Below are 24,832 nucleotides of genomic sequence, written 5' to 3' on the forward strand. Positions count from 1 at the left end.
AAAAAATGCTTAAAAGTATTACATAATCATTTCTTTACTAAGCTGATAACCTGATTTTCATGTTTGGAAGCAACGTTCCAGATTTGTTTGAATGCCGGGTAATATTCTTTGGGATAATCGGCACTGGACACTTTTGTAGTGGAAGTTATTTCCAGCTTATTTCCTTTTTGTTCGATGTTGTAACTGTACGCAATCTCCTTATCTTCTGTTACAATTTTTTTATTCTTTGGCATTTCTTCAATGATATAACCTTCAGGAATTTCAAGGGTTACTTTTTTAACTTTTGTAGTAGGTGCACCAAAATCAATAGGATACTTTCGGGCTTCTGTCTGATCAAATTCATTAGAATTCTTGCTTAAAAATAGCATTGGATTAATGATTAGCTTCTTTCCTACTCTATCGATTAAGTTGGATGATGAAAACTTCATCGTACTTTCAAACGCTCCATTATCTAATACTTTTGAATCAATTCCTGTAAAATCGATCGAATAATTTTCTTTATACTGCTTTTTATATTTTTCAGGATTTTCATCATAGCTGTCTTTTAAATACATGGCAAAGGTTCCTGTATCTTTATCGGAATAAGATCCAGAAATACTGCCATCATCGTTAAGCTTAGCATCCACTGTCAGAAATGTGCTGCTTTGTTTCATATTCTGCAGCTGGATCTGTACAGCTTTTGTTTTAGTTAACAAAATCCCAAACTGATTCCAATCTCTCAAAGGAAGTTCATCCATAGAAGACTGTTTGGAGGTAGCATCGTAAGTATGATAATTCCCACTTATATCTACAGATGCCAATACATTATTCATGTTGGAAACATTAGGTGAAGCCAGATTGATTAATCCGTTATCAACCGTAGAGATAACCATTGGATCTGCTTTTAACCCTGCCTCACGGAGAAGCATAACAAGGAAAAGGTTAATTTCCGCAGAGTTTCCTGTTTTGGTCTCCAGCATCTTTTTGATTCCATCATCAGTGTAAATTCCTCTTCCTTTATTCCATGTAAATGTTTTTTGAACATATGAAAATATAGCATTGGCTTTTTCAAAATCAGATTTCATTTCCAAAACACCTGCCGGCATATTATCCTTTGCCAATCTCGTTTTCTTTAATTCATCCCCAAAACCCTCACTTTCATAAAGACTTTTACTGATCTGATCCCACGAGGAAGAATACAGCTTAAGCTCTCTAAAATAGGTAGAATGAAGCTCTGCACTTATTTTTGTTCTAAAGTTTCTGTCGTTTCTAACAAATTTTTCCGGCTTGAATCCTTTTACGTTTTCAAATCCAAATCTATATACTTTATACTGTCCGCTTGCAAAACTTTTCTCTTCCACCATTCTATACTTAGGCATCAGACTTCCTGTATAGTTAATATTATATGAAATACTAATGGGTGCATCAAATACATACTCTGTATAAAGAGATGGCGTATCTGTTTCAATTAAAACCTCCGGAATCATGTATATAAATGGTGATAGTATTTCATATTGATATTCGATTACTGAGCCATTTTTTACATTAGGAAAGGCAAACTTATTGACATTTACATATTTACTTTCCTTACTTTTATATTGTGAGCTTTTCTCAACTTTTAAAGGAACGGTCTTTCCATTTTCCAGATTGTAGGTGAAAGCCTTAAACTTTCCCAATGTTTCTCTGGATGTACTTGTCTGATAAAGGGGAATTTCAAGATTCAACCAATCTTCAGCCTTATCTTTGTCGTAGATTTTTACTCTGTAAAAGTATTTTTTAGCAAACTCTCCTGAGCCGGCATCCACTATAAAATGGACAGATTTATACAAAATTTCTGCAGGAGCATTTTCATCTAATAATGATTTAGGCTTGGAAAGATCTGTATCAGAAAACTTTGGAGGGTCCAAGAACTCATGCTTCTGAGCCTTAAGCATCATTACATTTGCTGAACATATCAGCACTAATATTATTTTTTTCATCTTTATATTTTTGTGATTAAAATTTTTGAATTATCCATGTTTATGATCTTTTTCCTGAACCCTACATAATCATTGTATCTCTCTTTGGGGAAAGTTCCTTTATTAATAAGCATTTTTCGAGTCACTTTTATTCCGTCATCATTTTTAACAAAACTTAGCTTATAATTCCCAAATTCGGAGTTTATATTGACATCATCAGGAGTTTCATCTGTTTTATAACCTTTAGGTATGATAAAACTGATTTCATATTCATCCTCAAAAGACTGTCTAACCTCAAAAGGAAGCTCACGGTTTTCATCTGTTTTGTAAACACCATCTGAAGAAATAGGAACAGCTCTGAAAATGAGACTATTTCCTGCATTTTTGCAATAATTAGGGGTTTTAAAATCTAAATCATAGGTAATGACAGCTTTGTTTTTATCATTGACAAAGTTTTTCATTTCAACTTTTTCAAAGTTTAAAACATCAAACCTTTTTTTAATGGCATCATTCTTTTCTTTTGGATTAAGATTTGCCAAACCTAGGTTATAATCGTATTGATTTCCTGTGTAGAAAAAATTTCCTTCCCCGGTAATACTGTTATCTTCACCTATCTTTATTTTCAGATTTTGTTTTTCTCTATTTTGATCTGCAGAATAGGTAGGAGTATTAATTAATTCTATCCCATTTTTCTTTACAGAAAGCACATTCCTATCTGTAGTACTAGATCCTAAATGATTAAATGCTATCTGTTGTGATGTATTTTCAAGCCAGATATTTCCATTTTCTGTAGGGATCATTAAAATAGCATGGTTTCCGCCCATTTTAGGAAAGTCGGGGTCAAATGAAACCTGAGAAAGCCCTGAATTGATCACGCAATAATAGGAAGGTATTCCCGCTTCATTCAACAAGGTTTTCATATAGTTGGTAAGACCTTTACAATCACCATATCCTTTTTTGTGTACTTCATCAGGCATCATAGGAAGCCAGCCGCCAATTCCCAATCCTACATAAATGTATCTGGTTTTGGTCTGCATGTACTGATAAATTTTCTTTACCTTTTCTTCTACAGAACCCTGAAGTTGTAAAGCAGCAACTTCAGCCTTAATTTCAGGAGTAGATACAGCAGCAGGTTCAATCAAATTATTATAATACCAAGTACCAAAATCTGTCCAGTTATTCAAAGTACCTTGTTTTCCAGCAAGATTGAACTTTTTAAGGGCAAAACTTACTTTAGGTAATATTTTAACTGGCTCCGGAATCATCGAAACATCATCTATTGCCGGAACATTTTTATAAGAATAAGTTTTTTCGTTTCCATTTCCTGCTTCAATTACGGAAGTATAATTATATTTTGAGGGATAAATTTTAGTCCGAAGATCAATTCCTGAGGTATTGATAATTTTCATCTGTGCTTCTTCCAAAGATGTATTGGTTGAATAAAATGGTAGAAAATCAGGAATAAAAATAGTGTTCTTATCCTCAGACTGATATGAAAAGTCAATGGTATAAGGATATTGAACTGAATTATATAATAGAACCATTATCCTGTTATCAGAATAAAAGATACCTTGTGTATTATTGGCAAAATCACTGAAATCTGATTTGGAATAACTTTTTATTTTTTTCCCGAATTCATCATAAATGATCACTTTAACATCAGAAATACTTCTTGCTTTATCATAAGGAATATAGGCAATAGCTTTTTCACTGCCATCTTTATTTAAAACTGTGGTTACAGTGTTGTATTGGTATTTTATTTCATCAATTTTATTAATCTGAACTGTTGTCAGATCTTTTCTGATGACTGCGTTAGCATTTTTCTTTAAATTTTCTGGAATTGAAGATACCGGATAGATTTGGGCAAAGTATAGTGAGGCTGTAGACAATGCCCCAATAAATAATATTTTCATCATGATTATTACAATTGGACAAAAGTAATAAAATCTTAACAAATGTTAAATAAAACTTAAAAAAATAGTATTTAAAAAAGCAATGCTATTCTATAATCAATCTACTAATCTAATTTACAATATTTTATAAATTAAAATTCCCAAATTAATGAAATAATAAAGACTCCACTATGTGGAGCCTTAGCTAATATTTAAAAGCACTATCCTAAATCTACCTTATAAGGCTGTAAATAATCAAAAGTTTATTCTATACAAACAAAAATGACAGTTTGAATGTATATTCCTTTTCAATCATTTTAAGATTAAAATAGGGAAATGAAACGGCAGGTTTCATATTGTCTGTATTTTCAAAATTAAGATAAATAGCTATTAATATAATTCAAAATCTGTAGAATTAATTAAACAGTAAAGTACAATAAATTCTACACACCATTATAATGTCAAATAAAAAAGACTCCATTTCTGAAGTCTTTTTTTATTTTTTAATCATTCGGAATTCTTTTACTGTCGTAAGTATCGCTTCCAAGTCCTAGGACAGGAATGAAAATGAATCCAAGGAAAAATAGTAAGATTGTATAGAGAGGGGTTTCTTTATTGAAACCTTTAGCCAATCTATCATTGACAACCCAAATTGGATATAACTGAACTAACGGAATACAAAATAAAATAATCCACCATATTGGTTTTTTTACAATATCCAGTAAGACTATAATATTATATATAGGAACAAAAGCAGCCCATGCATCTTCTCTGCCTGCCTTTTTAAAGATTTTGAACATACAATATCCATAGAATAAGTACACAAGTAAACTCATGAACATTGATCCAATCCCTAATCCTGCAGCGGCTGCACCAGAAACCGCATCTGCCCCGTTATAGGGGTCTGTTTGTAAAAGAGTTAACATATTATTATTTTTTTATTGGTTTATCCAAATATAAAAAAAGCTTCTAAATAATTAGAAGCTTTTTTTTGATATTTTAAAAACGGTTATGCATCAATTTTTGCATATTTCGCATTTTTCTCGATAAACTCTCGTCTTGGTGGAACTTCATCTCCCATCAACATTGAGAAAACACTATCTGCCTCTACTGCATTATCAATCGTTACTTGTTTCAGAATTCTGTGTTCAGGATTTAGAGTTGTTTCCCAAAGCTGTTCTGGATTCATTTCTCCAAGACCTTTGTAACGTTGTACTTCAACTCCTTTCCCATCCGGAGACATCTCTAAAGTAAATTCCTCACGCTCTTTCTCGTTGTAAGCATATACTTTTTTGTTCCCTCTCTTTAATAGATATAAAGGCGGCTGAGCAATATAGATGTATCCGTTTTCAATAAGTTCCTTCATATATCTGAAGAAGAAAGTAAGAATCAAGGTAGAAATGTGAGATCCATCGATATCGGCATCGGTCATGATAACAATTTTATGGTATCTTAACTTAGCCATATTCAATGCCTTGCTATCTTCTTCTGTACCTACAGAAACTCCAAGAGCAGTATAGATATTTCTAATCTCTTCGTTATCATATACTTTATGAAGCATAGATTTCTCTACGTTCAAAATTTTACCTCTTAATGGAAGAATAGCTTGGAAGTGTCTATCACGTCCTTGTTTAGCCGTCCCACCTGCGGAATCTCCCTCTACAAGGAAGATTTCAGATTCTGCCGGATCTTTAGATGAACAGTCAGATAGTTTTCCAGGAAGTCCTGAACCTCCCATTGGAGATTTTCTCTGAACCATTTCACGAGCTTTCTTAGCTGCCTGTCTTGCTTTAGCAGCTAAAACAACTTTCTGAACGATCTGTTTGGCTTCATTAGGGTTTTCTTCTAGGAAATTCGTTAACATTTCTCCTACAATTTTATCTACAGCACCGGAAACTTCAGAGTTACCTAGTTTGGTCTTCGTCTGCCCTTCAAATTGAGGTTCCATTACTTTTACTGAAATCACAGCTGTTAATCCCTCACGGAAGTCATCTCCTGTAATTTCCACTTTTTCTTTTTGTGGAATCCCTAAATCATCCGCATATTTCTTAAGAGTTCTCGTTAAAGCACGTCTGAAACCTGCTAAGTGAGTTCCCCCTTCATGAGTGTTGATATTGTTTACATATGAGTGAAGGTTCTCGTTGAAAGAAGTATTGTAACGCATGGCTACTTCTACAGGAATATTATCTCTCTCTCCTTCCATGAAAATCACATGCTCCATAATAGATTCACGGTTTCCATCAATATAAGCAACAAATTCCTTTAATCCTCCCTCAGAATGAAAAACTTCTGATCTGAAAGATCCATCTTCCAATTTCTCTCTTTCATCGGTAAGGGTAATAGTAATCCCTTTATTAAGGTAAGACAGCTCTCTTAAACGGCTTGCTAAAGTATCGTAGTTATAAACTAATTCTGTAAAAATAGTATCATCCGGCTGGAAGAACTGCTTAGTTCCTCTTTTATCACTATTTCCAATTTCTTCAACTCCTGTTTGAGCTTTTCCTTTTGAATATATCTGCTGATAAACGTTCCCGTCTCTATAAACAGTAGTGATCATTTCATTGGAAAGTGCATTCACACACGATACTCCAACTCCGTGAAGACCTCCTGAAACCTTGTAAGAATCTTTATCGAACTTACCACCAGCTCCAATTTTCGTCATTACAACTTCAAGAGCAGATTTTTGTTCTTTTTCGTGGAAGTCAACAGGAATACCTCTACCGTTATCACTAACCTCGATTCCGTTTCCTTCTTTAATGGCAACAAAGATCGTGTCGCAGAATCCTGCCAATGCCTCATCGATAGAGTTATCTACTACCTCATAAACCAAATGATGAAGACCTCTTAATCCCACATCACCAATGTACATTGAAGGACGCATACGTACGTGCTCCATTCCTTCCAATGCCTGAATACTACTAGCTGTATATTGTTTTTGACTCATATTAAATATTAAAAATCTTGCTATATGCAAAGACTTACAAATATCGTGATTTTTTTCGAGGTATGAAAGTTAAAAAGTGTCAAAAAAATGTAGAGTTTTCTTTGGAAAAACATACAGAATAGCCAACCCATAAAAGATTCAAAATTAAAATGTATTCATGAAATATCAACTGTTTTAAATCATACTCTACATCAATAATTTATGCGTAAATTTATTTACTGAAAAGTTGATATTATGGATGATTTTATAGCTGCCCGCGCCCAGATGGCGCTTTCTCTGGGCTTCCATATCATATTCTCCTGTGTGGGAATGGTAATGCCTTTCTTAATGGCATTTGCCCATTGGAAGTACCTAAAAACCAATAATGAAGTATATAAAGGACTCACCAAAGCATGGAGTAAAGGGGTTGCCATCTTATTTGCTACGGGAGCTGTTTCAGGAACGATGCTTTCTTTTGAACTGGGACTTTTATGGCCCGGATTTATGAAGCACGCAGGTCCTATCTTTGGAATGCCCTTCTCATTGGAAGGTACTGCTTTCTTTATTGAAGCCATTGCTATTGGGTTCTTTTTATATGGATGGGACAGATTCAATAAATGGTTCCACTGGTTCTGTGGTTTTCTTGTAGGTATAAGCGGATTGGCTTCCGGTATTTTAGTAGTAGCCGCCAATGCATGGATGAACTCTCCTACCGGTTTTGATTATATTAATGGACAATACCTTAATATAGACCCTATTAAAGCAATGTTCAATGATGCATGGTTTCCACAAGCCCTGCATATGACCGTCGCTGCTTTTTGTGCAACGGGATTTGCTGTAGCCGGAGTGCATGCCTTTTTAATTATGCGAAAAAAGAATGTAGAGTTTCATACCAAAGCATTCCGAATTGCAGTGGGCTTTGCCTTAATTGGAGCATTTGGAGCACCTCTAAGCGGTGATGTGGCCGCAAAATCTGTTGCAGAAAGACAACCTATCAAGTTAGCAGCTATGGAAGCCCACTTTGAAACGGAAAAAGGAGCTGCATTTGTAATTGGTGGAATTCCTGACGAGGAAAAAGAAGAAATAAAATATGCAATCAAAATCCCTAAGGTTTTAAGTTTTTTGGTAAGCAATGATTTCAATGCTGAAGTAAAAGGGCTTAAAGATTTTCCTAAAGATGAATGGCCTCCGATAGCTGTCACTCATTATGCTTTTCAGATCATGATCTTCTTTGGAGTGGTAATGATCTGTATCGGAGCTGTATATCTGTATGCTTTCTTCTTTAAAAAGGAATGGCTGACTAAAAACTGGTTGTTAAAAACATTTCTGATTGCTACTCCATTTGGGTATATTGCTCTTGAAGCAGGATGGACTGTTACCGAAGTGGGAAGACAACCATGGATTATTTATGGAGTGATGAGAACAATAGATGCTGTAACCCCAATGCCGGGAATACAATATTCTTTCTACTTCTTCACCGCAATCTTTATATCATTATCATTGATCCTGATATTCCTATTAAGAAGACAGGTACAAATGGTCCCGAAACTTTACGACCCAACAGACCCACAGTTTAACGATAAAAACAAAAAATCATGATCTACATTGTTATAGGCTTTCTCTGGCTTTCCATCTGTCTTTATATTATTCTTGGTGGTGCTGACTTTGGGGCAGGTATTGTAGAACTTTTTACGAATAAAAAAGCCCGCCATAAAACCCATGAGATTATGTATGAATCTATTGCTCCTGTTTGGGAAGCAAACCATATGTGGCTGATTATTGCGATTGTGATTCTTTTTGTGGGCTTTCCTGAGATTTATACCACAATGTCCACTTACCTTCACATTCCTTTGGTCTTAATGCTTGTGGGTATTATTGCAAGAGGAACAGCTTTTACTTTCAGACATTATGATGCGGTAAAGGATAACTGGCAGGTTTTATATACTCAGATCTTTTATTACGCAAGTCTTTTAACTCCATTTTTCCTGGGGTTAATAGCAGCCGCAACAGTTTCATATTCTATCAATCCTGATGCTACTACATTTCAGGATTTATATATTTACAGCTGGCTAAATTGGTTTGGGGTTTCTGTAGGTTTATTTACAGTAGCGTTATGCGCTTATCTTGCCTCTATTTTTTCATTGAGAGAAACGCGTGGTAAGGAGCAGCTACTCCTGATGATCAGAAAATCTAAACAAACGATGATCTTTGTTGTCATTACAGGAATTCTTGTATTCGCTACAGCTTACCTTTCTGATATTCCTCTTTTGATGTGGGTATTTTCAAAACCGTTGGGGATCATGGCTATCGCTTTTGCTACAGTGGCTTTATTGCTTATTTTAAGAGCGCTGAATACGCAAAAATTACTTCCAGTGAGAGCGCTTGCAGGATTTCAAATGGTGATGATCCTTGTAGCAGCCACCTATCAGCATAACCCAGATATTATTTTATTAGGGAACGGTCAGCATCTATCCCTGTTAGAGCATATGGCACCGCCTAAAACTATCTCTGCGTTGGGCTGGGCATTGATGCTGGGTTCATTATTTATTCTTCCGTTTTTATTTTACCTGATGGCTTCATTTAGTAAATTGAGAAAGTAAATATGCAGAGTTATAAGGACAAAACAGAGCTTATTGAAGAGATCAAAACTAGATACCTTCTTTATGATCAGGAGTTCGAAGACATTCAAGAAGATGAAAAGGATTTATTAAAATCTGGTGTTGATAAAACTCCATCTCAAAATATATCTTATCAGATTGGCTGGACACACCTTTTATTGCAATGGGAAGCTGATGAAAGGAAAGGAATTGAGGTGAAAACTCCTACTCCTGAATACAAATGGAATAATTTAAAAGGATTATACCAATCTTTCTATGATCAATATGGTTCTTATACCTTGTCTGATCAAAGAGAATTATTAAAAAAGCAAGTCAACGAAATCATATCCTGGATCGAAAGTCTTGACCACGAAACCCTATTTGTTCCTGAACAGAGAAAATGGGCAACAACACCTGCCCAATGGCCCGTTTGGAAATGGATACATATCAATACAGTTGCACCCTTTAAGAATTTTAGAATTCAATTGAGGAAATGGAAAAAACAAACCGGTACAGAGTAATTCTGTACCGGTTTTTATTATTATATTGTATAAAACTAAGCTAGTTTCATCAAAAGATTTTCATCAATCTTCTCAACTTTCACAATATTATTTTTTGTTAAGGTCTTAGAAGCTTTATCCCATTTTTTACCGGATAATTGGCTTCTTTCTTTTACTTCAGCTAAAGACATTGCTTCTTCCTGAGAGTTAAGGATTTCAAGGATTACTTTTTCATCTTCTCCCAATTCAATTTGAGGAACTGCTTTCTCAGGTCTCATCTGAGGGAAGAATAATACTTCCTGAATAGAAGCATTGTTCGTTAAGAACATAATTAATCTATCCATACCAATTCCTAATCCTGAAGTTGGTGGCATACCATATTCCAGCGCTCTTAAGAAGTCCTGATCGATGAACATTGCTTCATCATCTCCTCTTTCAGATAGAGCCATTTGAGCTTCAAAACGCTCTCTCTGATCGATTGGGTCGTTAAGCTCGGAATAAGCGTTAGCGATTTCTTTACCACAAACCATTAATTCAAAGCGCTCAGTTAAACCTTCTTTGCTTCTGTGTTTCTTAGTCAGTGGAGACATTTCAACAGGATAATCAGTAATGAAAGTCGGTTGAATGAAGTTTCCTTCACACTTTTCACCAAAGATCTCATCAATTAATTTTCCTTTACCCATTGTTTCGTTCACTTCAATACCAATAGACTTAGCAAAATCGAATAATTCCTTCTCTGTTTTTCCAGTGATATCGAAACCTGTAAATTTCAGGATTGCTTCTGTCATAGAAACTCTTGGATAAGGAGCTTTGAAATCTACTACATGCTCTCCAAATGTAGCTGTTGTAGTTCCGTTTACCTGCATCGCACAAAATTCTAATAGTTTTTCTGTGAAATCCATCATCCAGTTGTAGTCTTTATAAGCTACATAAATTTCCATTGCTGTAAATTCCGGATTGTGGGTTCTGTCCATCCCTTCATTTCTGAAGTTTTTAGAGAATTCATATACTCCGTCAAAACCACCTACGATCAATCTTTTCAGATATAATTCGTTAGCAATTCTTAAATATAATGGAATGTCTAGTGCATTGTGATGCGTAATGAAAGGTTTAGCTGCTGCTCCACCAGGAATTGACTGTAGGATTGGAGTTTCCACTTCAAAATATCCTGCATCGTTGAAAAAAGTTCTCATCGCGTTGAACAGTTTTGTTCTCTTCACGAAAATTTCTTTTACCTGTGGATTTACCGTTAAATCTACATAACGTTGTCTGTATCTTAATTCAGGATCCGTAAACCCGTCGTGTACAACACCGTTTTCATCCGTCTTTGCTTGAGGAAGCGGACGTAATGCTTTAGTAAGAAGCGTAAAGTTCTTTACTAAAACCGTCTTCTCACCTACCTGAGTGGTAAACAATTCTCCTTCAATACCGATAATATCACCGATATCTAAAAGGTGCTTGTACACTTCATTATATAATTCTTTATCTTCTCCCGGACAGATCTCGTCTCTGTTGAAGTAAACCTGAATTTTTCCTTTAGAATCTTGCAATTCTGCGAAAGAAGCCTTCCCTTGAATTCTGCGGGACATTAATCTACCAGCGATCTTCACCTGTTTACTTTCAGAAAAGTCCTGTTTTATAGATTCTGTAGTATCTGTAATGGTATACTCATCCGCAGGGAACGCATTAATCCCCATTTCAGTAAGCTTATTCAGCTTTTCTCTTCTAATGATTTCTTGTTCTGATAATTGCATTTCTTATTTTTCTAAAAGCGTACAAATTTAGGCATTTTTGAGTTGACCGTCAATTGATTTTTTTAGAAATTTTAAAATGTCAGCAGGAATAGAGTGGAGATACGGGATACGGGTATCGAAATGTGAGATATGAAGTAACGAAATATTAACTTCAAACGTTGAACTTTAGACCTAAATAAACCAGCTTTTCCTATTTTGGTGAGGAACAAACGTCCAAGCCAGGATTCTGCTAATTTTCTGACCTTGGGCCATATCGATTGTTTTTACCTCTACAGCTCTCACCTTCTTTAAAAGTGTAGTCAGTTTGTATAGATTATCTTTTTTAGAAACCAGGCAGGTAAACCAAAGAACCTGAGATGAATATTGAACACTTTCATTAATCATATTGGTAATGAATGCCAATTCGCCACCTTCACACCATAGTTCTGACTGCTCTCCGCCAAAATTCAGTAATGTTTTTGGTGTTTTTCCTCTGTTTAAATTCTTTGTTTTTCTAAGATTTCCTTTAATCATAGATTCTTTTGAATCATGAAAAGGAGGATTACATATAGAAAATGTAAACCGGTCTTCAGAACATATGATATTCCTAAATATATAGTTCGATTCTGGCTGATGCTTCAGTTGAATTACTGATGACAAATCCGGATTTTCATCTAAAATATGCTGAGCATTTTTCAAAGAATCTTCATTGATATCTGATCCAAGCATCTTCCAGCCATAGGATTTATTGGCTATTAAAGGATAAACAAGATTAGCTCCTACTCCCACATCAAGTCCTTTTACAGAAGTTCCTGTTGGAATTTTACCTTTCTGTTCTGCTAATAGGTCAGCAATATAATGAACATAATCTGCCCGTCCCGGAATAGGTGGGCACAAATTGACATCAGGAATATCCCAGCCCTTAATACTATAAAAGTGTAATAATAAAGCTTTATTGAGTAATTTTACAGCCTTAGGAATGCTGAAATTAATAGTGGTTGTCCCATGAACATTCACAAAGACGTAATGTTTCAGTTCTGGCACACAAGAAATAAGCAGATCAAAATCATAGGGATTACGATGCAGATTTCTTGTGTGCAGACTGAATTTTTCTGTGGACATCTTTATTTTTTCTGGCTTAGAATATATTCTACCATCTTTTTAGCATCTTCTTTAGATACTTGTGGATGAGCAGCCATAGGGACTCCGCCCCAAACTCCACTACCGCCTTCTATGATCTTGGAAGCCAGCAATTCAATATCTTTATCTGAATATTTAGCGGCAATTTCCTGATAAGAAGGTCCTATCATTCTCTCATTAACAGAGTGACACCCCGAACAATCTAATGTTTCCATGATCTGGTCACCGGAAAGATTAGATTGAGCTGGGGCAGACACTGGTGCACCATCTGAAGATGCTACATCTGTTGTATTTTCTTTTTTAGAACAGGAGAAGATCAGAAGACCTAAAGTTCCTGCCAAAAATAAGTTTTTCATTATTTCTTCGCTGTAGAATCTGTTTTAGCAGCTTCAGGAGCTGGAGTTGCAGCAGCTGGAGCAGCAGGCTTAGCTGTAGAATCTACCACAGTAGTTGCTTCCGGCTCTTCAAGCATGGTGTTGCTATCCTGTAATGAGTGATCTGCTTTTTTTGAGCAGCTTGCTAATAATAAACCTCCAATAAATGCAATTGCGAATACTTTTTTCATTTTTTTCTAATTTGAAAGCAAAAATATAAAAAATAAACGTTTCAGCTTATGACAAATGTTTTCTTTGAATAATATTTTAATAATAACTATTTAAGTTCAGCAGGCAAAAAATAATAATTCAAATACTAGGGAAATTAAAAATCACTTATTATTTTTGTTTTATTAATTATTTAAACAAAAAACAATCCTATTAATTTGAATTTATGACTAAAAAAAATTTATCGAGTACAGCACTAATTACTGCACTCACTTCCCTCACATTATCGTGTGACAATTCCTCATCAGATGTTCAACCATCTGAATATTCTGATAAAATAGAATCAGTAACCTTATTAAAAGCCACAAAGTCCTGGGAAGGAACACAATATCCCAACTATCCGACCGGGCAGCCTGAAATTTCTGTCCTTAAAATTTCTGTTCCGCCTCATAAAGCTTTAGACTGGCATAAACACCCGGTGATTAATGCAGCGTATATAGAAAAAGGTGAAATTCAGATTGAAAAAAAAGAAGATGGTAAAACACGATGGGTAAAACAAGGCGAGGTGCTTCCGGAGATGGTTAACATTGCTCACAGAGGTAAAACCGGAGATAAAGGGGCCACTTTAATTGTCTTCTACTGCGGATCTCCTGATATCCCACTTTCAGAACCTGTACATTAAATTATTAAAATGTTAAGTCCACCTTATTTTGGAGTATTCAGAATTATTTTGCTTAACAAATCTATTGTGGACTTAGCTTTACATATTATTTCATTTACCTAAATTACATCTTTACTCTTCACTGTAATACTCTTAATTTTTTTTATAATTTTAACTAAAAAAGATAAGAGTTATGGTTTTAATTTCAAAAATACTATTTTTCACCAGCCATCATGGTTTTTATACGGTGATCCTTCTTTTTCTGATCTTAGGAACGCTATCTTATCTCACGAAAAAAATATGGTTTTTCATTCTTGCCATCCCGCTGTCTATCTTAAATGGATTTTGCGGTCAATTTCTTAATGCCTGGTTTCTGAACCAATATGGTGTAGAAAGCACTGCTATTATTACTTCTGATGTAGAAACCAATTCTACTTTGAATGACATGTACATTCACGATTATGAAGCGGTTGTAAAAAAACAGGATGGGAAATATGTTTCAACCTTCTTTTCTACAACAAGTGCCACCATATACCCTATTGAAAATACTATTAGAATTCCCCGAATGGAAATAAGTTTCCCAGTAAAATACATCCCAGGTTATGAAAAAAATATTGTTATTCTTTATAATGAATCAGAAGAAGGAAAAGCCGTCCTTAAATACTCAAAATTAGCTCCGGTGAACTCAGCAAGAATAAAATATGAAGCAGACAGAACCAATAAAGAATTTATTACTGAGTATATTCTAGCTTTAGAAGCCTATACAGCATCGTATAATGAAGAAAGCTATAAAATCAGGCTTGAGGAACTCAAAAGAGAACTTAAACAACTGAAATAAAACACATTAAATATTAAATTTATATTTTTTGTATTGTTTTTGTTTTTTATATCAAAAATTTTTCTACATTTGTCCCATGTTTACAATGAGCAACAATATTTGGTGGTGGCTTTCAAACTCTTCGTCGGGTCTGAAGGTATTGTCATGTTGCTAAACAACAGCAGATATAAACAAAACAATATACAATATAAGGCTTTGACGGATTCCGTTAAAGCCTTTTTTTATTCCTTAAATCCAAAAAATAAAACAGCAGATGTTTACTCAAAAAATTAAAATAAAAACCGTTTCGAAAAAAACTCTTGGGGATCTTCATACTCCCATGAATATTTATCTTAAAATCAGAGATAAGTTCAGAGACACAATTCTTCTGGAAAGCTCCGATTCAAAAAGTATTGACAATAACTTTTCTTTCATTGCGATCAATGCTGTTGCAGGAATTGAGGTAAAAAACTTAAATGAATTTGAGATTAAATTCCCTGATTCTGCTCCAGTAAAGCAATTCATAATGGAGCGTAATATCACGGAGATATTTGAAGATTTTCGTAAAGTTTTTGATTGTGAAAAAACCAATGACTCTATTGAAGAAACTGCACAAAGTCTTTTTGGCTATACAAGTTTTGAAGCGGTACAGTTTTTTGAAAATGTTAGCTTAAAAGCACAAAGCCCGGAAGTAGAAATTCCAATTTTAAGATACAGACTCTATCAATATGTAATTGCCATCAACCACTTCAATGATGAAATGCATATCATAGAAAACCAAATGGATGGAGTAAAATCTGAACTCCATCTTTTAGAAAACCTCATCAAAAATCAAAATACACCAGTATATCCATTTGAAAAAAACGGCGAGGAAACATCAAATATTACTAATGAAGATTATATTGAACTGGTAAAAACAGCTCAGAAACACTGTATGAGAGGCGATGTATTCCAATTGGTGCTGAGCAGAAGATTTGAACAGAAATTCAAAGGTGATGAATTTAATGTATACCGTGCTTTAAGAAACATCAACCCTTCACCTTACCTGTTTTATTTTGATTATGGAAATTACAAATTATTCGGATCAAGCCCTGAAAGCCAGTTAATCATCAAAGACAATAAAGCCATCATCCACCCGATTGCCGGAACTTCTAAAAGAACAGGAAATTTAGAAACTGACCTTCAGGCTATTGAAGTGTTAAAGAATGATCCTAAGGAAAATGCTGAACATACCATGTTGGTAGACCTTGCCCGTAACGACCTTGGAAAATTGGGCAAAAACGTAACAGTGACTAAACTAAAAGAAATCCAGCTTTTTTCACATGTGATTCACATGGTAAGCGAAGTAACGGCTGACCTTCCGGAACAGATCAATCCTCTTGATATGATTTCGGCCACTTTCCCGCAGGGAACCTTAAGTGGAGCCCCTAAACATAAAGCTCTACAACTTATCAATCAATATGAAAAAGATTCCCGTGGATATTATGGAGGTTGTATAGGAATTGTCGGTTTAAACGGAACCTGTAACCAGGCCATCATGATCAGAACCTTTTTAAGCAAAAACAACACTCTTTATTATCAGGCAGGAGCTGGCCTCGTTGCCAAATCCATTCCGGAAAACGAGCTACAGGAGGTTAATAACAAATTAAACGCTCTGAAAAAAGCAGTAGAAAAAGCTGAAAAAATAGTTGTAGAAAGCTAGAAACTATCCAATCAACAAAAAATTAACCTTCAACAAAAAAGAAATGAACAACAATATCAACAATCAACAATCACAGCTTAACGTTCTCGTTTTTGATAACTATGACAGCTTTACCTATAACCTTGTCCAGATCATCGAAAGAATCCTGAATCAAAAAGTAGATGTGGTAAGAAATGACCAGATCACTTTGGAAGAAATAGAAAAATATGATAAGATCATCCTTTCTCCTGGCCCGGGAATTCCTGAAGAAGCTGGAATTTTACTGGATCTGATTAAAGAATATGCGCCTACTAAAAGTATTTTAGGAGTGTGTTTAGGACAACAAGCCATTGCAGAAGCGTTTGGAGGGAACCTGATCAATTTATCTGAAATTTTCCATGGTGTGGCTACAACAACTGATTTAGTAAAGGAAAACACCAAGCTTTTCAAAGACTTAGAATCCGGACTTGAAGTAGGAAGATACCACAGCTGGGCTGTGAACCCTGAAAATTTCCCAGATGACTTGGAAATTACAGCCGTTGATAAAGATGGGATGATTATGGCCTTACAGCACAAAACTTATGATGTACATGGAGTACAATTCCATCCCGAAAGTATCTTAACTCCCGACGGAGAAGTGATTATCCGAAACTTTTTAAATCAGTAAAATGGATAGATTACCATTTCAGTAAAAGTTTAATGAAGTAAGCCAAATATGACAACAACACAAGATCTATCAACCCTAAAAACTCCTCAAATGAAAGAAATATTGCAATACCTGTTCAATCACAATACCTTATCGAAGTCTGAGGCAAAGGCCATGATGATTGAAATTGCTCAGAATAAATTCAATGCCGCAGAAGTTACAGCATTTATCAGTGTTTTTCTGATGCGAAATATCACATTAAAAGAACTTGAAGGCTTTAGAGAAGCTCTCTTACAAATGGCTGTTCCTATCCAGATTGATGCCAGTGATGCTATTGACATCGTAGGAACGGGAGGTGACGGAAAAAACACAATCAATATATCAACATTGGCCAGCTTTGTGGTGGCCGGAGCCGGGCAGAAGGTAACAAAACATGGAAATTATGGGGCTTCAACTACTACAGGCTCATCCAATGTTCTGGAAGAACTTGGGTATCAGTTCAAGAATAGTTCAGAGCAGCTGAATGAAGATCTTGAAAGAGCAAATATTTGCTTTTTACACGCTCCTTACTTCCACCCTGCTCTTCAATCAGTTGGATTATTGAGGAAATCATTAGGCTTAAGAACTTTCTTTAATCTTCTTGGACCTTTGGTGAATCCTGCCAAACCTCAATATTCCATGATTGGAGTGTACAACCTGGAAATTGCAAGAATCTATCAATATCTTTTACAAAAGGAAAAACAGGACTTTATTTTGGTTCATGGATTGGATGGTTATGATGAGATCAGCCTTACCCACGACAGTAAAATCATCACTAAAAAAGGTGAAGAAATCTATTCTGCAGAAGATTTAGGTTTCAGCCCTGTTACTTTAGAAGATATTAAAGCCGGAGGTTCTATCAAGGAAACAGCAAAAATCTTCATGAATATTCTTGAAGGAAAAGGAACGGAACAGCAAAACTCAGTAGTTCTGGCCAATGCATCTGTAGCGCTTTATCACACCCGCAAATTCGGAACCTATGACAACTGCCTTCTATTAGCTCAAGAAAGTTTGGAAAGTGGAAAGGCATTAAAAACATTTGACCTTTTAATTAATTGAAAATTGAGTTATCCAACTTTTTTAACTTACAAATACAGAAATGACCATACTAGATAAAATTATTGAAAGGAAAAAAGAAGAGCTTGCAGCTTCAAAAGCTAATATTTCCATCGATCAGTTGAAAAGCACTGAGTTTTTTGGAAGGAAGAGTACTTCATTAAAAGAATCTATCAGAAATAAAAACGGAATTATTGCTGAGTTTAAAAGACAATCTCCTTCTAAAGGAATCATTAATAATAGTGTTCATCCTTTAGACGTTACCTCAGCTTATGAGGCTTTTGGAGCGAGCGGAATTTCCATTCTTACAGATAAAGACTTTTTTGGGGGCAGCTTTGAGGATATTCTGAACGTGAGAAATCAAATCAACATTCCTATTTTGCGAAAGGATTTCATGATTGACGAATACCAGTTTTATGAAGCAAAAAGCATGGGAGCTGATGTTATTTTACTGATTGCAGCCTGTCTTTCACCTAATCAGGTTTATGAATTTACCGAGCTGGCTCATGAACTGGATTTGGAAGTTTTTTTGGAAATTCATACTGAAGAAGAGCTGAAACATTTTAATTCTAAAATTGATTTGGTGGGAATTAATAATAGAAATCTTAAAGATTTTAAAGTGGATTTACAACATTCTGTTCAGCTTAAAGATAAGCTTCCAAAAGACACACTATCTGTCGCAGAAAGTGGAATCTATAGCCTCGAAGATTTTAAATATTTAAAAGAAAAAGGATTTGACGGATTTTTAATGGGAGAATATTTCATGAAAAATTCAGAGCCGGCAAAAGCTTTTGAAGAGTTTTCTTTATTAATTTGAAAATTTGAAAATTTGAGAATTTGAGAATTTGAGAATTTGAAAATGAGTTTATCTCTTAATATTACTATTATGAACCAGCATCAAACATTCAGTAATATCCATCCTGCTCTCAAAGTCTGCGGCCTTACTAAGCCCAGTCAGATACAGGAATTGATTTCGATGAAGGTCGATTTTTTAGGATTCATTTTTTATGAAAAATCACCGCGATATGTTCTTAATCATTTAGATTTGGAAGATATTGCAAAAATTAACCATCAGGGAAAAGTTGGAGTCTTTGTTAACGAAATGGCGGAAAGAATAGTAGAAATCACTCAAAGAGCAAAGCTTAACCTGATCCAGTTACATGGTGATGAAGACCACCATTTTATTATTGAATTAAAAAAACAATTACCTCCTGAGGTTAAAATAATCAAAGTAATAAGAATCGGAAACGATATTATTGAAAACCAAAAGAAAATAGCACAAACGTTCAGTAATCAACCTGCAGCCTACAATCTATTACCTATTACATACTACCTATTTGACACAGACAGTAAAGCATTCGGCGGAACAGGACAACAGTTTGACTGGAATATATTAAATGAATTTGAAATTCCATTACCCTATTTTTTAAGTGGTGGTATTTCAGAAGAGAATATCAAAAATATCCAAACATTGAAACAACAGCCTTTTGCCTTAGATATCAATTCAAAATTTGAAATAGCACCAGGTGATAAGGAAATAAACAGAATTAAAAAATTTAAAACCATCATCCCATGAGTCCCAACGGGACGATTTAACCCAGAATTGGAAACATTCCAATTAATATAAACAACCACCACATTAATAATAACCCATTAATGACAACCACCAAAAAACACAGAAATGCCACAATCATTAGTCAAAAATTACATCCACATTGTATTCAGCACCAAATACAGGAATGATTTTATCGATGAAAGAATAGAAAAAGAATTGTACGCCTACATCACAACATTATGTAAGGATTTCGAAAGTTATGCATTACAGATTGGCGGAACAGACAATCATATCCACATTCTTTGTAGATTATCCAGGAAAATTGCATTAATGAAATTGGTCCAGGAAATAAAGGCACATTCCTCAAAATGGATCAAAACAAAAGGTAAGAAATATGAGAATTTCTTTTGGCAGGATGGCTACGGTGCATTTTCAGTGGGTGAAAAAGATGTTCATATTGTGACAAAATATATTAAAAACCAACGCCAGCATCATCAAAAACAGGATTTTAAAAATGAACTTATGGAAATATTGGAAAAACATAAAATGGATTATGATGAAAAATTTTTGTGGGATTAAACAAATATTTCATAACCTAAGGATTGCATCCTTGGCTAGGGTTAAATCGTCCCTTCGGGACTCATTATAAATGTTGATTATTATTTAATATAACTATGAAATATCATATTAAACAAGCCAGCGAATTATCAGACAATGAGATTCATATTATCTTAAATCTCTGGGAGGTTTCTGCATGGAATACAATGGATCCTAACCACTTTCGCACTTTTTTTAAAGATTCGGAGTTTCATTTACTGCTGGATTCTCATTCAGAAATTCTGGCCATTTTCCGTCTTAATTTTGACTTTGTTTTGGAAATATCAGGGTCACAATATGCTTTTGCAGAAGCCGTAGGACTGGTTTCTGCCCATAAGAAAAAAGGATATGGAGCTCAGTTGGTTCAGTATTTTAAGGAAAATGTTATCCAAAGAAATATAAACACAATTGGCTTTTGCCATACTGATCTTCGTCCGTTTTATGAAAAATGCAATATTGAAATCCTTTATGATAAGGCAAAGTCCATTAAAGAGAATGAAGGTTCCGAGTGGGTAAATTCGGAAGATGATGATATTTTAATTTTTCATGTTTCTCAAAAAGAAAAAGAACAGCTCAATACATTGAGCCCCCAACATAACGCTTATTTAATTACTAAAGAATAAAGAAATGAATTATAAAAACCCTGATGAGCACGGATATTATGGAGAATTTGGAGGAGCTTTTATCCCCGAAATGCTTTATCCGAATGTAGAAGAATTACAAAAGAATTATCTTGAAATCATTGAGTCGGAAGACTTCCAGAATGAATATCAGGATTTGCTTACAAATTATGTGGGCAGAGCAACCCCATTGTACTTTGCTAAAAACCTAAGTAAAAAATACAACACACAAATCTATTTAAAACGAGAAGATCTTAATCATACCGGAGCGCATAAGATTAATAATGCTCTGGGGCAGGTTCTTCTGGCAAAACGCCTTGGAAAAACAAGAATTATTGCAGAAACCGGGGCTGGGCAACATGGTGTAGCTACAGCAACTGCCTGTGCATTGCTTGGTCTTGAATGCATTGTTTATATGGGTGAAATTGATATTCAGAGACAGGCACCGAATGTAGCGAGAATGAAAATGCTTGGTGCAGAAGTGGTAGCAGCTACTTCAGGATCAAAAACCCTTAAAGATGCTGTAAATGAAGCGTTAAGAGACTGGATCAACAATCCTATCACTACCCATTATGTGATTGGAAGTGTGGTGGGACCTCACCCATTCCCAGATCTTGTTGCAAGATTCCAAAGTATTATTTCAAAAGAAATCAAGGAGCAGCTTAAAGAGAAAATAGGAAGAGAAAATCCAGATTATGTGATTGCTTGTGTGGGAGGTGGAAGTAATGCTGCCGGAACATTTTACCATTTTGTAGATGAAAAAGAAGTGAAAATTATTGCTGCTGAAGCCGGAGGTTTAGGTGTTGATTCGGGAAAATCTGCTGCTACAACATTCTTAGGAACGCTTGGGGTACTTCATGGAAGCAAAAGCTTGGTGATGCAAACAGAAGACGGACAGGTTATTGAACCTCATTCTATTTCTGCCGGACTTGATTATCCTGGCATAGGACCTTTTCATGCCAACTTATTTCAAGAAAAAAGAGCAGAATTTTTCAGCATCAATGATGATGAAGCTTTGAAATGTGCTTTTGACCTCACAAAGCTTGAAGGAATTATCCCTGCTTTGGAAAGTTCTCACGCTTTGGCTGTTTTAGACAAAAAAAGTTTTAAAGAAGATGATATTGTTGTGATTTGTTTAAGCGGCCGTGGAGATAAGGATATGGAAACCTATCTGAAAAATTTATAAACAATATCATTTATTATTCTATTTATACGGAATTGTACATTATATATTATACTATAAAGAAATGAAGAAACTAAATATATACTTCACTGCAGGAATCCCAAAGCTGGAAGATACTGCAGACATTATACAACTTATCCAGGATTCAGGAGCAGATATGATTGAGATTGGAATGCCTTATTCTGATCCTGTAGCTGACGGACCTGTGATTCAAAAAGCCCATGAGCTTGCCCTTCAAAACGGGATGACTATTGAAAGGCTTTTTTCTCAGTTAAAAACGATGAAAGATAAAATAAAAGTTCCGATTATTTTAATGGGTTATATCAATCCTGTATTGAGTTTTGGTTTTGAAAATTTCTGTAAAGAATGTTCAGAAAGCGGAGTTTCAGGACTTATTCTTCCAGACCTTCCTCCTATTGAATTTGAGAAAAACTATCAACATATTCTGAAAAAATATAACCTTAATTTCACATTTTTAGTGACTCCGGAAACATCAGATGATAGAATACAGTATCTGGATTCCTTAAGTTCAGGATTCTTATATGCTGTAAGCTCATCTTCTACAACCGGAAATGAAAATACAGTTCTAAAGAATGAAAACTACCTGAGTCGATTAGCAGATCTACCTCTTCAAAATCCGGTAATGATCGGTTTCGGAATAAAATCAAAAGAAGATTTTGAAAATGTAACTGAAAAAGCAGCTGGCGGAATCATTGGGACAGCCTTTGTGAATGTTTTACTTCAGGATAAAGATTGGAAGAAAAGTGCCATAGATTTTATCCATTCCATAAAAGCTTAAAATTCACTAAATTTGTATATCAAAAATTGAAATGAATACAAATCAAAATAAAGCAGTAGAATTTGAAGATTTAGGAATTAAAGAATATCAGCCCGCATGGGATTATCAGGAGAAACTGATGAAAGATATTATTGATACTAAAATTAAGAATCGCGATCTGCCTGCAGAACAGCATATCACTACCCCGAACCACCTTCTTTTTGTAGAACATCCTCATGTATACACACTGGGGAAAAGCGGACACGAAGAAAATATGCTGGCAGGAATAGATAAGCTTAAGGAATTAGAAGCCACTTATGTAAAAACCAATCGTGGTGGGGATATTACTTACCATGGCTATGGTCAGATTGTGGGCTATCCTGTTTTAGATCTTGAGAACTTCTTTACAGATATTCATTTGTATATGAGAAATCTTGAAGAAGTGATCATCAGAACGATTGCTGAATATGGACTGAAAGGAGAACGTTCTCCCGGAGAAACCGGCGTTTGGCTGGATGTTGGAAAACCTTATGCAAGAAAGATGTGTGCAATGGGAGTTAAAGCTTCCCGATGGGTAACTTTACACGGCTTTGCCTTGAATGTGAATACTGACATGCGTTACTTTGAATACATTATTCCGTGTGGCATCAAAGATAAACAGGTTACTTCTTTAAAAAGAGAACTTGAAAGAGAATTGACACCGGAAGAAATGGAAGATATCAAAGCAAAAATCAGAAAGCATTTTGCTGATGTATTCCAGGCTGAATTAATTTACAAATAAATTTAAATTTCAAATATCATAATCCCTATACAGTTGATGTATAGGGATTTTTTTATGAATCATTTTTAAATATTAATTATTTTTTGAAAAAATTACTTGCATATATTTGAATTTTTCATAATTTTAATATCACTAAATAGTGAATAACAGAATGCTATTTAGAAAATTATTAACCACCAAAATATAAGAACTATGAAAAAATTTTTGTTATCCCTGATGGTATTTGTCTCCGTACTTTCCATCAACTCCTGTTCGGATTCCAATGCCAATCAGGAAACCGTAAATCAACAAACTAAAGAAACTGCAATGAAAGAGTTCGGAAGAACTGTTCCTGTAAGTATTGACAAAGAAGACGGAAACTACAAAGTCTCCTTTATTCTTTCAGCACAACCTTACGTAATTAAGGATACTGAGGAAAATGCGTCTTATATTTCTATGATTAATCAGGCTGTAAAAAATGAATCTCCGGTTCATGTTTTCCTTAAAGCTAATTCCAATGAAATTGCGAAGGTAGAAAGCCCAACCCTGGAAGATATCAGATTCTTTAAATCGGCTTTAACAAAAGAAGAAAAAACAGGCAATGAAGCATCAAGAAAATTAACCAGTGTTATTCCTGATCTGGCTACTTTAAACAGCTTGTTTACCCAAATCAAAAACCAATCTTGCGGAACTTCTACAGCATCTAGCCCGTGTATCACTTTCAGATATCCTGTAGATGGCTGCTATGCAAGAGCACACAAAATGAGACAGATCTTAAACAATGCCGGATATGAATGTGAAAAACAATTTGTATATGGTAATCTAAGAGCTTCCACAGGAACTTGCTGTGTGTCTTGGGTATATCACGTTGCTATTCTTGTAAGCTTTAAAAATGCATCCGGAGTGGTTGAAAAAAGAATCATTGATCCTTCTCTAAATTCAACAGGTCCTATTACTGATACTGCATGGAGAGCTGCATGTACCAATTCTACCTGTGGTTCTACTTCTGTTTCTTCTTATGCTAACACAGCCGGAAATGTTTATTACAGAAGTCCGTCAGGATCTTTATTATATGATAACAATCTGGTAAATACCAATTGTACATTAACAGCATTCTCAGCTCTTTCAGGTTGTTCTGCACCTGTACCTAGTACCGCACACTGTGGGTTCTAACT

At 35.0% G+C, this 24,832-nt stretch carries 24 protein-coding genes; 16 read left to right on the forward strand and 8 right to left on the reverse strand.

The features are described 5' to 3' along the window. Nucleotides 1-26 precede the first annotated feature (26 nt). From AC3HD6_RS14085 to gyrB, 4 genes are all read right to left on the reverse strand, one after another. On the reverse strand, nt 27-1,958 hold the full coding sequence (locus AC3HD6_RS14085) for a transglutaminase-like domain-containing protein (RefSeq protein ID WP_488896908.1): 1,932 nt from the start codon (nt 1,956-1,958) through the stop codon (nt 27-29). A 2-nt stretch (nt 1,959-1,960) separates the two neighbouring features. Beyond that, nucleotides 1,961-3,853, reverse strand: coding sequence for a DUF3857 domain-containing transglutaminase family protein (locus AC3HD6_RS14090; RefSeq protein WP_488896909.1), 1,893 nt, complete (start codon nt 3,851-3,853; stop codon nt 1,961-1,963). 479 nt (nt 3,854-4,332) lie between these two features. Continuing rightward, a complete protein-coding gene (locus AC3HD6_RS14095) occupies nt 4,333-4,755 on the reverse strand; it encodes a DUF5684 domain-containing protein (protein ID WP_488896910.1) in 423 nt (140 codons plus the stop codon). An 83-nt stretch (nt 4,756-4,838) separates the two neighbouring features. Continuing rightward, on the reverse strand, nt 4,839-6,773 hold the full coding sequence (gene gyrB, locus AC3HD6_RS14100; protein WP_488896911.1) for a DNA topoisomerase (ATP-hydrolyzing) subunit B: 1,935 nt from the start codon (nt 6,771-6,773) through the stop codon (nt 4,839-4,841). Nucleotides 6,774-7,007: 234 nt separating this feature from the next. Between gyrB and AC3HD6_RS14105 the strand changes: the two genes are divergently transcribed. The 3 genes from AC3HD6_RS14105 to AC3HD6_RS14115 are packed head-to-tail and all read left to right on the forward strand — an operon-like array spanning nt 7,008 to nt 9,870. Further along, nucleotides 7,008-8,351, forward strand: coding sequence for a cytochrome ubiquinol oxidase subunit I (locus AC3HD6_RS14105; protein ID WP_488896912.1), 1,344 nt, complete (start codon nt 7,008-7,010; stop codon nt 8,349-8,351). Next, nucleotides 8,348-9,352 carry a cytochrome d ubiquinol oxidase subunit II gene (locus AC3HD6_RS14110; protein ID WP_488896913.1) on the forward strand — a complete coding sequence of 335 codons (1,005 nt, stop codon included), beginning with the start codon at nt 8,348-8,350 and terminating at the stop codon, nt 9,350-9,352. Before AC3HD6_RS14105 ends, AC3HD6_RS14110 begins: the two co-directional genes overlap by 4 nt. 2 nt (nt 9,353-9,354) lie before the next feature. Next, nucleotides 9,355-9,870 carry a ClbS/DfsB family four-helix bundle protein gene (locus AC3HD6_RS14115; protein WP_488896914.1) on the forward strand — a complete coding sequence of 172 codons (516 nt, stop codon included), beginning with the start codon at nt 9,355-9,357 and terminating at the stop codon, nt 9,868-9,870. 35 nt (nt 9,871-9,905) lie between these two features. Here the strand turns inward: AC3HD6_RS14115 and lysS are convergent, their stop codons facing one another. The 4 genes from lysS to AC3HD6_RS14135 all read right to left on the reverse strand — a co-directional run bounded on the left by lysS (nt 9,906) and on the right by AC3HD6_RS14135 (nt 13,287). Beyond that, the gene (lysS, locus tag AC3HD6_RS14120) at nt 9,906-11,603 is read right to left on the reverse strand and encodes a lysine--tRNA ligase (protein WP_488896915.1); all 1,698 of its coding nucleotides are present in this window, start codon (nt 11,601-11,603) and stop codon (nt 9,906-9,908) included. A 171-nt stretch (nt 11,604-11,774) separates the two neighbouring features. Beyond that, complete coding sequence (gene rlmF, locus AC3HD6_RS14125; protein WP_488896916.1) at nt 11,775-12,704, reverse strand: 23S rRNA (adenine(1618)-N(6))-methyltransferase RlmF; 930 nt, start codon at nt 12,702-12,704, stop codon at nt 11,775-11,777. Between the two features lie 2 nt (nt 12,705-12,706). After that, nucleotides 12,707-13,078 carry a c-type cytochrome gene (locus AC3HD6_RS14130; protein ID WP_488896917.1) on the reverse strand — a complete coding sequence of 124 codons (372 nt, stop codon included), beginning with the start codon at nt 13,076-13,078 and terminating at the stop codon, nt 12,707-12,709. Then, complete coding sequence (locus AC3HD6_RS14135; RefSeq protein ID WP_068942523.1) at nt 13,078-13,287, reverse strand: hypothetical protein; 210 nt, start codon at nt 13,285-13,287, stop codon at nt 13,078-13,080. The genes AC3HD6_RS14130 and AC3HD6_RS14135 overlap by 1 nt, the downstream gene beginning before the upstream one ends. 203 nt (nt 13,288-13,490) lie before the next feature. Here AC3HD6_RS14135 and AC3HD6_RS14140 point away from each other — a divergent pair, with 203 nt between their 5' ends. From AC3HD6_RS14140 to AC3HD6_RS14200, 13 genes are all read left to right on the forward strand, one after another. Beyond that, nucleotides 13,491-13,946 carry a cupin domain-containing protein gene (locus AC3HD6_RS14140; RefSeq protein WP_488896918.1) on the forward strand — a complete coding sequence of 152 codons (456 nt, stop codon included), beginning with the start codon at nt 13,491-13,493 and terminating at the stop codon, nt 13,944-13,946. Between the two features lie 172 nt (nt 13,947-14,118). Next, nucleotides 14,119-14,763, forward strand: a complete 645-nt coding sequence (locus AC3HD6_RS14145; protein WP_488896919.1) for a hypothetical protein — start codon at nt 14,119-14,121, stop codon at nt 14,761-14,763. Nucleotides 14,764-15,016: 253 nt separating this feature from the next. Then, on the forward strand, nt 15,017-16,444 hold the full coding sequence (locus AC3HD6_RS14150) for an anthranilate synthase component I family protein (protein ID WP_488896920.1): 1,428 nt from the start codon (nt 15,017-15,019) through the stop codon (nt 16,442-16,444). A gap of 43 nt (nt 16,445-16,487) precedes the next feature. After that, the gene (locus AC3HD6_RS14155; protein ID WP_488896921.1) at nt 16,488-17,090 is read left to right on the forward strand and encodes an anthranilate synthase component II; all 603 of its coding nucleotides are present in this window, start codon (nt 16,488-16,490) and stop codon (nt 17,088-17,090) included. A 90-nt stretch (nt 17,091-17,180) separates the two neighbouring features. Then, nucleotides 17,181-18,167: an anthranilate phosphoribosyltransferase gene (gene trpD / locus AC3HD6_RS14160; RefSeq protein WP_488896922.1), complete on the forward strand. Its 987-nt coding sequence runs from the start codon at nt 17,181-17,183 to the stop codon at nt 18,165-18,167. A 40-nt stretch (nt 18,168-18,207) separates the two neighbouring features. Next, a complete protein-coding gene (gene trpC, locus AC3HD6_RS14165) occupies nt 18,208-18,981 on the forward strand; it encodes an indole-3-glycerol phosphate synthase TrpC (RefSeq protein WP_488896923.1) in 774 nt (257 codons plus the stop codon). 69 nt (nt 18,982-19,050) lie between these two features. Further along, the gene (locus AC3HD6_RS14170; protein ID WP_488896924.1) at nt 19,051-19,740 is read left to right on the forward strand and encodes a phosphoribosylanthranilate isomerase; all 690 of its coding nucleotides are present in this window, start codon (nt 19,051-19,053) and stop codon (nt 19,738-19,740) included. Between the two features lie 105 nt (nt 19,741-19,845). Continuing rightward, the gene (gene tnpA, locus AC3HD6_RS14175; RefSeq protein ID WP_488896925.1) at nt 19,846-20,298 is read left to right on the forward strand and encodes an IS200/IS605 family transposase; all 453 of its coding nucleotides are present in this window, start codon (nt 19,846-19,848) and stop codon (nt 20,296-20,298) included. A 95-nt stretch (nt 20,299-20,393) separates the two neighbouring features. After that, nucleotides 20,394-20,939 (forward strand): GNAT family N-acetyltransferase, encoded by a 546-nt coding sequence (locus AC3HD6_RS14180; protein WP_488896926.1) that lies wholly within the window; start codon nt 20,394-20,396, stop codon nt 20,937-20,939. Nucleotides 20,940-20,943: 4 nt separating this feature from the next. Beyond that, nucleotides 20,944-22,122 (forward strand): tryptophan synthase subunit beta, encoded by a 1,179-nt coding sequence (trpB, locus tag AC3HD6_RS14185; RefSeq protein WP_488896927.1) that lies wholly within the window; start codon nt 20,944-20,946, stop codon nt 22,120-22,122. A gap of 61 nt (nt 22,123-22,183) precedes the next feature. Then, nucleotides 22,184-22,918: a tryptophan synthase subunit alpha gene (trpA, locus tag AC3HD6_RS14190; RefSeq protein WP_488896928.1), complete on the forward strand. Its 735-nt coding sequence runs from the start codon at nt 22,184-22,186 to the stop codon at nt 22,916-22,918. A gap of 31 nt (nt 22,919-22,949) precedes the next feature. Continuing rightward, entirely contained in the window at nt 22,950-23,678 is a 729-nt protein-coding gene (gene lipB / locus AC3HD6_RS14195; RefSeq protein WP_488896929.1) for a lipoyl(octanoyl) transferase LipB, read from the forward strand. A 192-nt stretch (nt 23,679-23,870) separates the two neighbouring features. Next, nucleotides 23,871-24,830, forward strand: coding sequence for a protein-glutamine glutaminase (locus AC3HD6_RS14200; protein ID WP_488896930.1), 960 nt, complete (start codon nt 23,871-23,873; stop codon nt 24,828-24,830). Nucleotides 24,831-24,832: the final 2 nt, after the last annotated feature.

The sequence above is a fragment of the Chryseobacterium sp. II3a genome (assembly GCF_057815135.1).